The sequence below is a fragment of the Photobacterium panuliri genome, assembly GCF_059920555.1.
Window position 1 is genome coordinate 2,481,087 of the sequence record NZ_CP197192.1, and the last position, 15,317, is coordinate 2,496,403.

Annotated in this window: 14 protein-coding genes; 1 reads left to right on the forward strand and 13 read right to left on the reverse strand. The window is 46.0% G+C overall.

Translation table 11 applies throughout. From position 1 onward, the window contains the following. Nucleotides 1-103 precede the first annotated feature (103 nt). Nucleotides 104-505: a DUF805 domain-containing protein gene (locus ACSF8X_RS11430; RefSeq protein ID WP_500849998.1), complete on the reverse strand. Its 402-nt coding sequence runs from the start codon at nucleotides 503-505 to the stop codon at nucleotides 104-106. Nucleotides 506-685: 180 nt separating this feature from the next. Here ACSF8X_RS11430 and ACSF8X_RS11435 point away from each other — a divergent pair, with 180 nt between their 5' ends. Continuing rightward, nucleotides 686-1,060: a YcgJ family protein gene (locus ACSF8X_RS11435; RefSeq protein WP_500849999.1), complete on the forward strand. Its 375-nt coding sequence runs from the start codon at nucleotides 686-688 to the stop codon at nucleotides 1,058-1,060. 48 nt (nucleotides 1,061-1,108) lie between these two features. Here ACSF8X_RS11435 and ACSF8X_RS11440 read toward each other — a convergent pair whose 3' ends face one another. The 12 genes from ACSF8X_RS11440 to ACSF8X_RS11495 all read right to left on the reverse strand — a co-directional run bounded on the left by ACSF8X_RS11440 (nucleotide 1,109) and on the right by ACSF8X_RS11495 (nucleotide 15,316). After that, nucleotides 1,109-2,386: a glycosyltransferase family protein gene (locus ACSF8X_RS11440; protein ID WP_500850000.1), complete on the reverse strand. Its 1,278-nt coding sequence runs from the start codon at nucleotides 2,384-2,386 to the stop codon at nucleotides 1,109-1,111. 183 nt (nucleotides 2,387-2,569) lie between these two features. Next, nucleotides 2,570-3,715, reverse strand: a complete 1,146-nt coding sequence (locus tag ACSF8X_RS11445; protein WP_500850001.1) for a hypothetical protein — start codon at nucleotides 3,713-3,715, stop codon at nucleotides 2,570-2,572. Next, on the reverse strand, nucleotides 3,712-5,106 hold the full coding sequence (locus tag ACSF8X_RS11450) for a DUF3131 domain-containing protein (RefSeq protein WP_500850002.1): 1,395 nt from the start codon (nucleotides 5,104-5,106) through the stop codon (nucleotides 3,712-3,714). Before ACSF8X_RS11450 ends, ACSF8X_RS11445 begins: the two co-directional genes overlap by 4 nt. Nucleotides 5,107-5,130: 24 nt before the next feature. Then, the gene (locus ACSF8X_RS11455; protein WP_047876999.1) at nucleotides 5,131-6,528 is read right to left on the reverse strand and encodes a DUF3131 domain-containing protein; all 1,398 of its coding nucleotides are present in this window, start codon (nucleotides 6,526-6,528) and stop codon (nucleotides 5,131-5,133) included. Nucleotides 6,529-6,554: 26 nt separating this feature from the next. After that, complete coding sequence (locus ACSF8X_RS11460; protein ID WP_500850003.1) at nucleotides 6,555-7,874, reverse strand: DUF3131 domain-containing protein; 1,320 nt, start codon at nucleotides 7,872-7,874, stop codon at nucleotides 6,555-6,557. Beyond that, nucleotides 7,864-9,354: a glycosyltransferase family 2 protein gene (locus ACSF8X_RS11465; RefSeq protein ID WP_500850004.1), complete on the reverse strand. Its 1,491-nt coding sequence runs from the start codon at nucleotides 9,352-9,354 to the stop codon at nucleotides 7,864-7,866. Before ACSF8X_RS11465 ends, ACSF8X_RS11460 begins: the two co-directional genes overlap by 11 nt. After that, nucleotides 9,342-9,728 (reverse strand): hypothetical protein, encoded by a 387-nt coding sequence (locus ACSF8X_RS11470; protein ID WP_500850005.1) that lies wholly within the window; start codon nucleotides 9,726-9,728, stop codon nucleotides 9,342-9,344. Before ACSF8X_RS11470 ends, ACSF8X_RS11465 begins: the two co-directional genes overlap by 13 nt. Before the next feature lie 14 nt (nucleotides 9,729-9,742). Beyond that, a complete protein-coding gene (locus ACSF8X_RS11475) occupies nucleotides 9,743-11,440 on the reverse strand; it encodes a glycoside hydrolase family 9 protein (RefSeq protein ID WP_500850006.1) in 1,698 nt (565 codons plus the stop codon). A gap of 10 nt (nucleotides 11,441-11,450) precedes the next feature. Beyond that, nucleotides 11,451-11,873: a hypothetical protein gene (locus tag ACSF8X_RS11480; RefSeq protein ID WP_500850007.1), complete on the reverse strand. Its 423-nt coding sequence runs from the start codon at nucleotides 11,871-11,873 to the stop codon at nucleotides 11,451-11,453. A gap of 238 nt (nucleotides 11,874-12,111) precedes the next feature. Then, nucleotides 12,112-13,590: a glycoside hydrolase family 2 protein gene (locus tag ACSF8X_RS11485; RefSeq protein ID WP_500850008.1), complete on the reverse strand. Its 1,479-nt coding sequence runs from the start codon at nucleotides 13,588-13,590 to the stop codon at nucleotides 12,112-12,114. Between the two features lie 77 nt (nucleotides 13,591-13,667). Continuing rightward, a complete protein-coding gene (locus ACSF8X_RS11490; protein WP_500850009.1) occupies nucleotides 13,668-14,114 on the reverse strand; it encodes an ATP-binding protein in 447 nt (148 codons plus the stop codon). A 14-nt stretch (nucleotides 14,115-14,128) separates the two neighbouring features. Further along, nucleotides 14,129-15,316 carry a nucleotidyltransferase family protein gene (locus tag ACSF8X_RS11495; protein ID WP_047877004.1) on the reverse strand — a complete coding sequence of 396 codons (1,188 nt, stop codon included), beginning with the start codon at nucleotides 15,314-15,316 and terminating at the stop codon, nucleotides 14,129-14,131. Nucleotide 15,317: the final 1 nt, after the last annotated feature.

A 15,317-nucleotide genomic window follows, 5' to 3' on the forward strand; every position in this document is an offset into this window, starting at 1 on the left:
GCCGTTTAATATGGAACATTGCGCATATCAAATAACATCGATATTCTTAAATTTAAGACAAGCGAGCCAGTGCGAAATACAATGAAATCGCACTATCAGCAAGCTATATAGCAATATTGGAAGCGTGCGGATCTTTGGGATTCGGACCATACTCGTTCGCCTCAGGATGGCTATCCTGAACGAAGAAATACACCAATACCAAAACACCAATTAGCGGGATCAAGCTAATCAGCAGCCACCATCCACTCTTTCCTATATCATGCAAGCGACGTACGCCCACGGCAATGCTCGGTACCAACACCGCTAGAGAATAGACTGAACTCAATAATCCCCCCTCTTCGGTACCAGCCGGTATACCCAGCAATGGATTGATAATGTAGGTATCGATCAGTGACAAACAAACAGCAATAAGTACATTAAACAGAAGGAAATACCAATACTCTTGACGCCTAGCCCTACCATTAAAGACCGCATATTTCTTCAATACAGCGATATACCAATTCATACCCTATCCTTCTCTTACTGCACTATTGATAGATTCAAGTATATCTAAGCTAATTCAAGATGCGTTTTCACAACCTCACAAAAAACATCGGGTGTATAATTCCCTAAAGGAATTTCACACAGCTTAACACGGCACGATTTTCGTACCGAAGCCCTTACTCACCGTCCTAGAGAGCGAACTATGAAAAAAATGTCAGGTCTACTTATTCTACCTGCGGCCTTACTAATGGTATCAAGCATAACCAGTGCATCAACACAGCTATCTGAAAATGTTTACTCACCCGATCAGGGTGTTATATGTGACAAAAAAGCAGGATTTTGTGCCGATAGCTATGGAATCTCCATGGAATTTACCAAAGAGTTTCTCGGTCAAACCGCACAAGACAAAATGATGGCGATGGTTGATAAAGTGGGAAGCAGTAACTTTGACACAACTCGCTATTCAATGAGCAACAAAGTGTACTGTGATGCGGAAAAACAGAGTTGTTATACCGACCGTTTCTCCGATACAAAAGCCGAGGCTTATAACGCTATTTTATACCCTACTCAACATTAACAGCAGGGCTTGATACCCTGCTGCTGTTTAAGTCAACCAAGCGGTTGCTTAGGATACCAGAGCTTGCGGTGATTGCTTTACTTCCCTCAGCCACTGCTCAATTTCAGAGGGTGGGAACAAGAGGGGATCACCCAGCTCATCATCATCAACCTCCATCAACTGCGGCGGTAAGAGATCAATAATCTTTTCTAAGTCTTCATGGCTATGAATATGATTTTCGAAAACAGCCACCATCTGATGGTTATGGTCAATACCTCTTGCCTGAGCCGCTTTGGCCAAGCCGCTGAGCAAGGTATACCACGTTGTCATAGGCCCCTGGATCACAGACGCGGACTCAGCGACAGAATCAATAAACGCAAAGGGTACGGTTTCCATCAAATATTCCGCTTTCATCGCCGCAAAAATCCAATCAGTATCAAATGAGAAATCATAAACCGTTGGATTGGCGAGTATATCGGCAATAACATGCCTGTCATATAATTTAAATGCAGCTTGGGTATCGCAGATATTATTACGGAAAATTTCTCGACCAATCATTCGTTGCATATGGCGCAACGTTTTAATGCCTACCCCCCAACGTTCTTCCTGCTTAATCAGTATTGAATCCGGATGCTTTCTATTGCCCAAGACCACTTTGGCCCGATCGACGATATAAGGTCGTAAAAGCAATCCAAGCTGTCCTAAATGTACCGAATTATCCGCATCGGTATATACAACACAATCTCGCTTATCGTTTAGTGCCTGCTGACAACCATAAATAATCGCGCCCCCCTTACGAGAGTCATCCACATTGGAGAGATTCAATAATGGCCCGACTCTCGCCGGTAGAGCCTCGGCCAAGCGTAGCACCGTAACTTTCTGCTTATCAGGGTGTGATTCAAGCAACGACTCGGCAATCCCTGCACTATCATAAGGGCAGCCATCATCGACGGGATAGAGATGCCAATCAACAACCGAGCCTTGAGTGATCCAATTGAGCTGGTTGATTTTCACCCGCAACGAATCTTCACCATTAGGGTTTTCAGTCGATTTCGGAAGCAGACGATTTTGTTCCCCCCACATCGCGAAGACAACCCCGACAGAAATAGGGCGAGTTAATTTCAGTACATATCTTTTCGATTCAACCAACTTCACTGCCAATCGGAATTCTAAAGGACAATCTCGCTCAAGCAGCAATTGATGATAATAAGCCGTAGGGACATCGGTAAGGCAATACAGTGTATTGGCCAAGGCCAACAGGCGTTTCTGATGACGGCTATCCGTCAAATCAAATTTATCCTGTGCTTGCGCTAACGCGTCCAAAACTATTTTTTTTGCTGCTGTCATCACGAGTCCCTCATGGCAATTCCACTTACACTTCTCACCCAGACAACACCAACAGGGTTTAAATTAAGGGTAGTAATCGCGATTTAGAACTCAAAATTTATTAAGCAAATAATTGCATTAAGTTACGATTTTGTGATGGCAATTCCTTTAAAGAATAACAAACTCCGTACCCGTCTCTTATTTTTACTGGACCGGATAAAAACTACGCCGCTGATTAGATTCAACAGGCGGAGGATCGTTGGCACTCACGTTGGCTTTGGGAATCAATTGCGGTACTGGGGATTTTATCTGTTCTACCTTCTCACTTTTGAAAGACGATTTCACCGCCCCTGCGGGTTGCTCTTTGAACTCTAAAGGTTCAACCACCAACTGTACGGTCGTCGGCGCCACATCAGTATTCTCTTGGGCTTGAGCTTGGTCATCATGCTTTGCTGCAGACGACGGGCTATTATTATCAATCAATCCAGCTGCATGGCTTCTTGTCTCTTTTTCGGGTGTCACAATAAAACCTTTACTCATCACCGGAGCGGTTTCGACAATAATGGATGACTCGCCTGTCGATAATTGACGACTAACCTTATTTGGCTCAATATCTTTTGTGCTTTTTTGCTCCGATAACGGAGCAACCTCTGTCTGTTTCGCACTGGGGCTATCTGCCTCAACGTTAGTTGGAGCAAATTGCTGCTCATGACTAAAAGCGTTACTCATACCACTGAGTTTCTTTTTGCCCTGAATAGAAACGGCTGCGGGTTGATATGCCGGTACTGATGGCACTGACTGTGGCATAACTCGATCCGCTTGCGTATGATCACTCAATCCTAACTTCGGACTCTGAAAGTGAAAGACCCCAAGTTTTTGTTCCCATGTTTGCAAAACAACATAATCCTGCTCCCACTGGCTATCCATTCCCGAGGCCAAATCGGCAACTTGCAACTGGGTTGAAAGCAACGTGCTTGCATGCTCATAACGTCGATGGAGGGACTTGCGGACACGTTCCCACGTTGTTCCCCCTGTCATCAAATAGCGAGTACTATCAGCCCAATATTGATAGGCGACGGCATCATTAGCCTTATCCGCAGCAATGGCTGCCAGTGCTTCAGACAATCCGGCATATTGCCACATCCGCTTGCGTCCCAATTTCGCCTCAGAACTCAAAATTACAATCGTCAACCGATGCCACTGTTCGGCAGCTTGGTGGTATTTACCGGCATTGGCCAAATGGCTGGCCTTGGAAAAATAACTAAGTTCAACTTCCATCGGCGAAGCCAGTAAAACCGCAGACCATAACATCCAACAACTACAATAAAACAAGGTACGAAGCCGTCTCATCGAAATGTCTCCACCAAACATTTGCCAGGATGATAAAAGCGAGAGTCGAACTGCACATCACGGTATTCCCTGTTGCCCTTTGGCTGATACAACTTACCATTTGCTTTATACAACAAAGCCTGAAGTACCCCGGCATTTGTCTGCAAGCTGATGCTCTTCTCATAACTACTGGTAAGCTCATAGCGCCCTTCGTACCAACCACGCTCAGGGTCGTATAACTCCTGCACCAACGTCAGCAATTTATCGGTATAGTCGGTTTTCCATAACACCCACATCTGAAAAGCAACCCGGGTAGAGACCAACGCCTTTTCGTCATGATCACTACCATCCTCAGCCACACTGATCCACGGGGTACCCAATGCATAAATGCTGTCATAAACAAAATAAGGAGGACCGCTTACAACATGTTCGCCCCGCGCGGTATAGATCCTATCTTGTTCCCAGCGAGATTGCTGAAGCCTATAAACTGAATCCGCCATAGCAGAAAGTGTATGGTTGGTATGCTCAGCATCGCTACTTCGAGTATCGTCAATATTGTCCCAGTTGAATTCCATCCCCATTAATAAATAAGGCGTGCTGTAAACCGGGCGCAATACGTCGTAATGCCGGGGATCACGACCATCAAACAACAAATCAATACCATTGATTGTCACAACCTCGTAAGGCTCTAGCATCATGGCTTTTTGCGGTACCACATGCCAATCCAGATAACCATACGAGGTATACTCTTCGATGCCCAATCGGCCTTCTTTATACCGGTGAACCTGCCCTTCATGAACCGTACCACCGTACAACTCACCATCTTGCGTCACCAGTTCACAGAAGTTCCAGCGCAACACAGCCTTATCGACATATTCCGAAAACTCTGGATAACGTTGTTTTGTCATTGCCAGCACAATTAACAAACGGCCAATATCAATAGAAGACCACCCCAACTCGGCAGGCTGATTTGCATAATTGACCATTTGGGACGTATTGGTGCTATAGACCTTGTTGGGCACTCCAGTTAAGCCAAGTGGCATTTCATTGAGAAAACCAAGCACCAATGTCAGGCGCTCGTCATGCTCTTTGCTGGTAATAAATTCGAATTCACGTGCCGCCATCAATGCGACAAGATAGTCGGCAAGGTTGGACATGTTTGTGGTGGGGTAATTATCCAGCGCATTCACCAACCCGGTTGTCAAATTGGTATTATTCTCAACGTACTTCCATGCAATTCTTGCCCACTCTAGCTCTTGTTCACTCAAGCCACCGTAACGGCCCTGCCTGAATATCTGTGATTCATTGACCGTGGTGATCCCATCTTGCACACCGTTATAAACCACGCCGCACGCAGACACAGACAGCGCCAAAGCAACAGATAATAACGAATGCACCTTCCATCGGCTCAAAAGCACTACTCCCACCAGCGACAACTAGCCCTGATTAGGCTTCTTACGAGGCAAACACTGCCCCTCATAACCAAACGGTGACTCCAGCGCTTTTTCCCACAGACTTGGGGCAACATTATCTTGATACTGCAATAACTTGCCTTGTTGCTTATAAAGCAGGATTTCCAACGTTATACCGTTATTATTCGATGTAAAGGTATTGATAAGGCCCGTACCGTTTTCAAAAATCCCCTCGTAAAATCCTTTTTCTCGATCGTACAAGTGCGACACATGATCAAACAGCAAATCAGTATAATCGGTGTCCCATAATACCCACATCCCCATCGCGCCCTTGATGGCAACAGCCGCAAACTGGGGTAGGAACTCTCCATTTTCCGCAATCGTATTCCATGCAAAACCATCGGTATAAATCGTGTCATACACAAAATACGGCGCGCCGGCCAACTGGTGCTCTGTTCTTGCCGTAATGATACCTGTTTGCTTGTAACGCTCTTCCTGAACCCGGTAAATCTGGAGGGCAAACTCCGCTATCCAATCATTGGAGTAGTTATGGTCGTGACCACTGCGGTCCTCGGTGAGATCCCAGCCCATTTCAATACCATCAAGCACATAGCTTTCTGTCACAACATAGCTATGCGCCTTCAGCTTACGTGGGTCTCGGGTATCATAAGGCACATCGTATCCATAAAGGTTAATGGTGCTATAGGGCTCGGGCATTGATGCTTGTGTTGTATCAAAGCCCCACAGTTGAAAACCTTTCGCGGCATACTCCTCATAACCAAGTCGCCCTTCCTGCAAATACTGCACAGGCTTATCCTTTTCCTGCAACGCACCAAACATCGTGCCGTTTTCGTCCACCACATTGCAAAAGTTCCAACGCAGCACAGCCGAATCAATCCCGGTGGCGTATTCAGGATAACGGTGTTTAATAATGTGCAGCCAAATCAACAACCGTCCAAGATCCAATGCCGAATAACCGATTTCACCGGGCTGGTTGGCATAGTCTACCTTCGCCGCTGTTTGCGTGTTATAGGCCTTGTTCGGCAATTCCCCCTTAAACAAATCCAAAGTATTCAGGGTTGTCAGCATCCGGATAAAACGTCTGTCAAATTCCTCTTTTTCTATAATCCCCAACTCGTATGCGCTAACCATACCGGCCATATAGGAAGCCGCATCCCACCACGTAACCGACGGATAATTATTTACTGCATTAACCAGACCTGTTGATTCCTGATAATTATTTTCAAAATACTTCCAGGCAATCCTGGCCATATCCATTTCTTTTTCAGTCAGCTGTCCAGAACGTGCTTTCGGTATACTCCAGTGACTCTTTCGCTCAATAACATCGTCCGAAAAACTGTTGTATTTATTTCCGCAACCAGTGGCCAGCAAGCCCAATAAGCACACGGTGATATAACGCATACGATACTCCCTACCCTGATTGCGCCTTACCTAACACCTACGTTCAGTAATGAACCATTTTCGATATATGCCAATGACTCCAAAACAATCCCATTTGTATTGGCAGTCACCGCTTTATTCACACGCCCATCCAGCTCGTAACGGCCTGAATACCATCCCTTGTCTTTAGAAAACAAATCTTTGGCATCATCGATCAACAATTCGGTATAAGGGGTGTCATACAGCGCATACCAACCGAATGCCGCTTTGGTCGACAGTGTCTTCAAATGAGAAGCATCATCCCCCTGATCAGAGATCGCATTCCATTCCTTACCGTCTGAAAACACGGTGTTATAGACAAAATACGGTGCCTCATCGACGTTATCTTCGCTGACAGCCGTCAATATCCCCGTACGCTCATAGCGATTTTCCTGCGCCTTATAAACACGGTGAGCAAAAATCTTAGAAACGCTGTCGGCACCGAACTCCAAACTGTCAAGAATATAGGACTCACTCACGACATAGTTGTGTGCATGGTATTTGGCGGGGTCACGCAAATCCGTCGGAATATCAACGCCATCGATTTGTCGCATTTCAAGATAATCAATGTATTTCATTGCATTGAAAACATCTCGCCCCATCAATGACATGGCTTTCGACGCATACTCTTCATAGCCGATTCGACCCTCCTGAACCAGTTCCATACCGGAACCATCGGCATTGGGACGCGAGCCGTACAGATAACCATCGATAATCATGGCACTCACATCCCAATGATTGAGCACATCATTAACCTGCTGGTTAAACTGCGGGTATTGCCAAACCATTATATTAAGCGGCACCAAAATCCGGCCGATATCGATTGCCGACCAGCCAATGCCATTTTCGACAGGTTGGTTTGTATAATCGACCATCTGCAACGTTTGGGTATTGTAGGCCTTGTTCGGTAACTTACCGTCAATAAGAGGTAAACGGGCCAGCGTATCCAACACCTTCTCCATGCGTAACTCAAACTTGCCCTGACTAATAATATTCAGCCGCTCGGCAGATAGCAGCCCCATCATATACGAAGCCGTATCCCACATCGTCGTAGACGGATAACCATCGACCGAATTAACCAACCCTGTATTTTCTTGGTAATTATTTTCAAAATAAGTCCAAGCCGTTCCAGCCCAAATATATTCGTCCTCAGTCAATACGCGGCTATCCCTGACCGGGATTTCTTCCGTTGCCTCAAAAGTAATGTTGCCTAAAATCCGGCCATAATCACGATTTTCAATGGTCAATGCGATAGCCAACGCCGTAAACAGGCCTAGCAAGAACACAATATGGTGCCTAGCATTCACCACAGCTTGTTTAAATTCCATATTCCAACTCCTCTGAGCCTTGCTCTTGCTTCTTGGCTGACGGTGGTGGCGTCCAATAGGCTGCGGCAATCATGCCCCACATCGCCATCATATTGTTGATTGTCCAAAAACTATTGAATATCAGGCCGCCAAGTGAGTAACTGCCAAACATCCCCGTGAAATAGCAGAACCACGCAAAGGCCATGCTAATTAAACTCAGGCCAAAAATGATCTTCTGCGGAATCACCAAATGGCCAAATGTCCCGTCTTGCCTCTCCTTCGGCGTTGCAGGGAAACTAATTTTCTGCCCCCTGAGCACCGTCCACAAAGCCCTCATATTCACCGGGAAGAAAGAAAGGAAGTTGGTTTTTCCCTTGTAGCCCGCTACCCCCCACGTCCCTATCATCATGGCCAATTCGGCCGTCAAGACATAAGGAATAAAATGCAAGTAGAAGGTCACATCATAGGCGCTGACTGGCGCAATACTGGTAAAGAAGTAAATGATTGGACAGGTCAGGAAAATGATGTTCCAGATAGCCGACAAGTTCGACCAGAAACTCGCCCCGTACATAAGCTTTTGTTTTAACCCCATCCCCTTACGGAACAGTGGGTTATCATTCATAAAGATATCTATCGAACCGCCTGAATACTTGAAACGCTGCACCGTCCATGTCTGGAGGTCCTGGGGGGAAAGCATCTTGCTCTCGACCTGCGGGTGCATAACGGAACGCCAATTACGCTCAGTATCCGAGTGGAGCACAATCGAGGTATAGATATCCTCAGAGACGTGGAATTTGTATGGCGTGAACTCCGTATCGAAAATAATTTCCTGCCGTAAATTGTCAGAAACGGATTTCTCAACATGCTTTTCCTTGGTGATCTTGCGGATCTGTTTCTCAATTTCTGACTGCTCTTTACTGATTTGCTCGCTGTAACTCCGCAAGGCAGCTTCCATCACCGCCTCGCGACGGTGGATGGAACCCGCCCCACAGCAAAACGATGCATTCACCCAGTTACGGCGGCGTTGGATCACGTCATAAAACATTTGCGGATCATTCACAAACGGGTCTTCGCCAATTTTTATCGGCCCATATAAGCGCTCAACCCCTCGACCAAGGCCTGATGCCCAGCGACCTAACTTACGCCCTAACCACTGAGGCAGGCGCTCACCTTCCGGCAAGTCGAAAAACCACTGCGGTGTTTGTACCCAAGCAACGTCAGGATCACGGAAATACCCCATGGTATGCTCAAGAATGGTCGGAAATGGTCGTGTATCAGCATCACAAATCACAATAAAATCACCGTAGGTCTGCTCGAGGGCATTTCTCAAATTCCCCGCCTTGAAACCCACGTTGTTGTCTCGGGTAATGTACTCAACCCCCATTTCAGTAGCCAAAGCCTGCATTGTCGGCCGCCGGCCGTCATCCAAGATAAAGATCTTCATTTCAATATCATGTGGATAGCGGATTTTTTGAGCATCCTCGATACTCAGCTTAACCAACTCGGGCTCTTCATCGTAAGTGGGGAAAAATACGTCAATACTAATTGGCCGCTTTCCCCCGCTTCCGGACTATCGGCCGCAACACACTCGTTGATAGTATGGGGCGGCGATTTTCGAGGCTCATCCTTGGTCTTCCACAGGTTAAATGTGAACAAAACCGATCCAATAAAGGCACAAGACTCCGCAAATACCAGCGGAAACGAAAACCACATCGCATCGTAGTTAAGCGCAAAACTCCAGCGCCACCATAAATACCAAATCCCAAGAGTCAGATTGCAGGTTGCCAAGTACTGATATAACAACTCTCTTGGCATACTATGTGGCACGGGCTCTGGCGGCTTACGGTGCTCAAATTCCTTGAAATAAAAATCCATCCGTATTGCTCCCGTTATCGACGGTTAAAATAAGCTTGGTGAACTGCAATCAAGCCAATCAGGCTGGCGTTGTAATCTATCGCGAACTCATTAACCGCATACGAACGATCGCTGTCGATATAACTCAGCATGCCTAAATTCTTTGGTGCAACACCCGCCTGAGCCATTTCATTTGGCCCCCCAACCATAAAGCCCGGCAGAGAAACGCCTGTCGCTATTTGGTATAAGTGGTGCAGGTTTTTAACGGCATACGTTCCGCTTGCCGTGACGTAGCTCATATTGAACGGGTTGGCACCCAATACGTAATCCATTTGAGACTGAACGCTCTGACGCCGTTCCACTTTACCCGTCGCCAGATCGGCCCAAGCCATCAAAATGCCAGCTTCAGCCGTCATCTTGTTCGAGCCCCAAATAAAACGTTGGTTGGCAACATAAAATGGTGATTGCAAGGCCTGTTGATGATAACGCTCGGCCACCGCATCAAGGTCAGTCACTAATTGGGCTGTAAATGGTGAGTCCACCGCTTCAACAAGGTGCCATACCCCCATCAGTGCAGGGTTTTTCCATTCGAAAATTTCCAGAAGATCTGATTGGTACAGATTTTCAAACTGCTGCAAATATTTATCTTGGCCGGTCGTTAAATAAAGCTCGGCATAGGCCCACAGCCGATCATCGGCGTCGGTCTCCAAGGAAGGCTCCATATCATGCTTGTTTTTAACATAGGGGCCAGAACCACTGTCGTCGCCAGGCTGCCAATCAATATATTGCTCGGGATGCTGTGACAAGTAATTGGCTGCATGAATGGCCGCGGAGAGATACTGACGAGACAAATCATGGTTAAACGGCTTTATAACCCTTGCGGCAAAAGCCATTGTCGCCGCGAATTTAGCGGTTTCAGGCGTGCTCACACCGTAGATATAACGAGGTTGAAGATCTTGCCAAGGCGCAATTTTTGCTGGCCATTGCGCACCTGAAACCTTCCGGTACACAGCACCATCTACACGTTGCATTTTCCTCAGCCATTCAAGTGCATAAATAGACTCATCAAGCACTGCGGGTAACTGACTGCCACGATAATGATAGCCAGAGAACAACGCCGGTGACTGGCGGTAAGCTTCCAATAAACGAGCAACAGTTACTGTTGTTGTCGCGACATATTTACCGAAATCGCCAGCATCATACCAACCGCCCGTCGTATCTTGGCGACTCCCTGATTTGTTAAATGCGTCACTACGATAGATGACACCATCGTTCATATGGCTCGGCGGGCGCATCATCCCGGTAACCGCTTCTCTTACCTCAGTACCTGAACGCTGTAAATACAGGGCATGTACCAGCCTCTGGTTCAAATCACGATAGTTATCCGACCCTATTGCAAACGGAACGGATGAAATATCCCCAGACTCAAGCTGATACCAGCCGGGATGTTCAACTTTACTAAAATCAACAAGGCTCACATGGCGCCCATCGACCAATTTCGGCATTGCCTTTATAGGCAATGATGCTAAACCCGGCTCTCCAGATAGGGAACGCAATGCTACAGGAGGCAGAGACTCATCAGAGCGACTAATGATATATCCAGATTTGTCAGCTGATTCCAGATAACCGACCTGATTCACCACAATAGATTCCACACTGGCATGAGCACCAGACACCAGCACTACGCCAGCCAATATCATTGATAACCGTGAGTAAACCGTCGAGCTGTCCATGAATCGTCCCTCAAAAATCTTCTGCCCGGTATTGGTTAATAGCCAAAACCTCTCCACTGCTGTCTAACAACACTATTTCCATTGCGGCAGATAATCCAGCAAGCACTTTGTTCTCTACCAACATCTGGATCTGGTTAGGGGCTAGAGTCAAACCCTCAAACCGCCATAGTTCCTTCCCATAACGATTGCGAACAACGAGGCTAATATTGTCCCAAGCCTGCAATGTATCGTTGATTGCCATGATCGTGACTTTGGAAACCAAATCCCGAGGATTGAAAACGACAACAGGCAACACAGGCTGATAGGCAATGGCCAACTCGGTATATGCTGGTTTCACCTGCCGCTCCACATCCACCACAGACCAAGTAATCGCAGGCCAGCTATCGACAAACATGAACTGATAAATCGCCGCAATGCCCTCATCCTTTCTCAACCTTAGATGCTCAGCTGCAAATTTGGTTACTACCCTTTGATATTCCTGAGAATTATTCCAAAACTGTGACAGGGATTCACCTTGTTGAATATGGGCTATGTTGAGTGTTTCATGGGATTGATAATTGTGATACGCGAGCGTCGCCAACGCTTCCTCACTCAAAGGCCATGGTGGTGGAGACGATGAGCCAATCAAGGATTGCACCATGAGCCAATTGGGCATGGCCTGAGCACCGAATTCACTCACAATCATTGGGGGGGGAAAAATCAGCATAATCCCGGTACGAGCCCGAATACCAGCCTAGCCAGGGGTGCTCATGGGTGTAAGAGGCTTTTCGAACAACCCTGCCGTCCTTGGCATCACGCAGGGTTTGGTAGACCTCATCGGTCAGGACGACATTTTGCTCTGGTCGATAGCTGGAATATTTATACTGCATCCAACTTGCGTCCCAAGGCGGTTCATTATGGCCACACCAAATAACAATCGATGGATGATTTGACAGCAACTGTGTCATAGCCTTCGCTTGCTTCGTCGCTGCATTCTTCAATTGAGGAGTATCCGCATAGCCCCACTGCAAGGGAAAATCCTGCCAAACCAACATCCCTTGTTCATCAGCCAAGTCATAAAATACCCTGCCTGCGACATGGGCATGCACGCGAACGCTGTTGATATTTGCCTCTTTCATTAAGCCAAGGTCGGCTTGATATTGTTTAGGTGATACCTCACCTAGCCACTGGCTGGCAATGTAGTTGGTCCCCCGGATGAAGTAAGGATGACTGTTTATTCGAAATTGCTTCTCATCGCTATCCAATACAACCTGGCGAAACCCAGCCACTGTCGTATGCTGATCAGAAACTTGGCCTGCAACAACAACGTCGACCCTCAAATCATACAGGTTGGGTTTCCCCCAGTCCCAAGGCCACCATAATAGGCGATCCTTAATAGGTACCGTTGCCAATACCGTATTGTCACCCATCTCTAATTGCTGCCGGCTAGTCCACTGCTCAACCTCTCCGGTCTCACGCTCTGTCAAGGTGAAGGTCAATTCCGTTGCAATTGGCTGCAAGCTATTTAATTCAATCGTAATATCAGCCGCTGTTGGCCAGCGTCTTCCCGGCTTGGGAAGACGAGCATTTTGTTCTAACAGTTGAGGAACTATCGCTAATTGATTTATTGCAACAGGCCCCGTCTGCCTAATAGAGACATCTCCCCATATGCCCCCAGAATTCCAATCCTGACCATGATCTGACCACGCTCCGCCAGGACGGGTATCATGATGATTAAGCACCCCTTTAATCAGATGCTTATTCAAGGACCAATCTTCGCCAAGGGGCTCATTAGGGCTATGAACCAATATGTCGACTTGGTTATCACCAGCAAAAATTGCCGACGTTATTTCTGTTCGATGCGGGAGAAAATACCCTTCCTGTCGAGAAAGAACTTGATTGTTAACTGTTATATCAGATGCGTAATCAGCAGCCCCCACGATCAGCCAATATCGGCTATTTGCAGAGAGCGGGGCCAATTCGACTTGCCGAGAGTATTTCACGGTTCCCGCATAGTCCAAACCGACCGTTTTCCAATGACCCGGTACAATCATCGAGCTAATAGCAGAAGGTTCAATGTCAGAACGTCCCTGTTCCCCATTGACTAGTTGGAATTGCCATACTCCGTTTAATGACTTTTCTGTTACTATCCAACTATTATCTTCTTGCATAACCACACACGAAGATAATGAGAATAATAAGCACAATAGGATTATTCTCATAACTTCCCTGCTGTATTTATTAACAACTATGTCCGTTTAAGTAATTTAAACGTATTTCTTTTTTCTGTATTAATGTACTCAAATTCATCCGTTAACTGCACGACAATAATGAAACCCCTACCTGATGTAGTCCATGTTTCCGGATCATCAGGATCAGGCTCAATAAATTCACCTTTTACCGCACGGTTAAACTCATCTTGTGACATTGATTGACCATAGTCAGAAATTTCAATAACTAACTCTGATTGAGAATTCACAAAACAAGTTAATTCTATCGGCAAGTTATCGGAATATTTATAAGCATGCTCATAGGAATTATTAACCACTTCAACCATGCATAGTTCGACTTGATCTATTGTTTCTTGAACAACATTATTTTTACGTAAATAACTTATCAGATCATCAGCAATACAACGGGAGACATCTGGTGAAGAATGATATTTACGGGTAAAACGTTCAGTGACCACATCCATTTATAGTCCCTTACTTATTTAGTTAGTATTTCTTCATTTTCACTTTCTGGCGTTGATTCTACGTATGCAGCCAGTGAACCCATTGACCCCATCATTGGCGATGACTGACGACGATCTTTCAACATATGAACAGCATCTAGCTCGACAAGTGACTGGGTAAATCCGTCATGACTAATAAAATAATCACCAAAAACGGTTTTATTTTCAATATATGCAGGTGCTGCGATATGAATATAATCACTAACCAAACTATGCTTCACAACCGCGCCACTTTCTACTCGACAATTCGCACCAATAACTGCCGGCCCTTCAATAATTGCTCCTGGTTCTATTTCACAACCGCTACTTATAATAACAGGTGGTGTGATCTGACATTTCTCATAATCAAAAACTGTATTAATCCCAACCCATACACTGGGTTTAACCTGCGTACCAGGAATAGGATAACCCGGTACTTTGCCATATAAAATGTCGCTAGTAACCGTCCAAATATCGCTAATATTACCAACATCCAACCATTGGAAGTCCATACTCGTCGCGTAGAAATTGATCCCGGCATCAACTAAACTCGGGAAAAGCTCGCTACCAATATCGAACTCTTTACCCTCTGGAATAAAATCAAAGATTGCCGGCTCAAAGATATAGATACCCGTATTGATCTCATTAGAAAGCGCATCTTCAATTGCTGGTTTTTCTTGGAAACTAGTCACCTTACCGTAAGTATCTGTTACAACGACGCCATATTTAGATACTTCGTCATTGGCGACCTGGCGGGTAATAATAGTCGCTATTCCACCTTTTTCCTTATGACGGCGAACAGCTTCGGTTAAATCCAAATCGATCCACGCATCACCACATACAACCACAAACGTCTCATCGAAAAAGCCCGAGAAATCTTGAATCTTCCTCATCCCACCAGCAGATCCAAGCGCCTTACTTACGAACTTCCCATCAACCATTTCGCCTTCATAGGAATATGATAGCTGTACTTTAAAATGGTGACCGTCACCAAAATAGTTTTCGATGACTTCGGCAAGATGACTGGTATTTACAACAATCTTATCAATACCATGTTGAGCAAACAGCTGAATCATGGACTCCATGACCGGTTTACCTAATATAGGGATCATCGGCTTAGGAATAATATGGGTAATCGGTTTTACACGGGTCCCTTTACCTGCGGCAAGAATCATTCCTTTCATT

Excerpts from the sequence above, each read along its gene's own strand:
- ACSF8X_RS11445 (WP_500850001.1), bottom strand. The coding sequence starts at position 3,715 with ATGAGACGGCTTCGTACCTTGTTTTATTGTAGTTGTTGGATGTTATGG.
- ACSF8X_RS11485 (WP_500850008.1), bottom strand. The coding sequence starts at position 13,590 with ATGCAAGAAGATAATAGTTGGATAGTAACAGAAAAGTCATTAAACGGA.
- ACSF8X_RS11490 (WP_500850009.1), bottom strand. The coding sequence starts at position 14,114 with ATGGATGTGGTCACTGAACGTTTTACCCGTAAATATCATTCTTCACCA.
- ACSF8X_RS11440 (WP_500850000.1), bottom strand. The coding sequence starts at position 2,386 with ATGACAGCAGCAAAAAAAATAGTTTTGGACGCGTTAGCGCAAGCACAG.
- ACSF8X_RS11435 (WP_500849999.1), top strand. The coding sequence starts at position 686 with ATGAAAAAAATGTCAGGTCTACTTATTCTACCTGCGGCCTTACTAATG.
- ACSF8X_RS11475 (WP_500850006.1), bottom strand. The coding sequence starts at position 11,440 with ATGGACAGCTCGACGGTTTACTCACGGTTATCAATGATATTGGCTGGC.
- ACSF8X_RS11455 (WP_047876999.1), bottom strand. The coding sequence starts at position 6,528 with ATGCGTTATATCACCGTGTGCTTATTGGGCTTGCTGGCCACTGGTTGC.
- ACSF8X_RS11460 (WP_500850003.1), bottom strand. The coding sequence starts at position 7,874 with ATGGAATTTAAACAAGCTGTGGTGAATGCTAGGCACCATATTGTGTTC.
- ACSF8X_RS11430 (WP_500849998.1), bottom strand. The coding sequence starts at position 505 with ATGAATTGGTATATCGCTGTATTGAAGAAATATGCGGTCTTTAATGGT.
- ACSF8X_RS11470 (WP_500850005.1), bottom strand. The coding sequence starts at position 9,728 with ATGGATTTTTATTTCAAGGAATTTGAGCACCGTAAGCCGCCAGAGCCC.
- ACSF8X_RS11495 (WP_047877004.1), bottom strand. The coding sequence starts at position 15,316 with ATGAAAGGAATGATTCTTGCCGCAGGTAAAGGGACCCGTGTAAAACCG.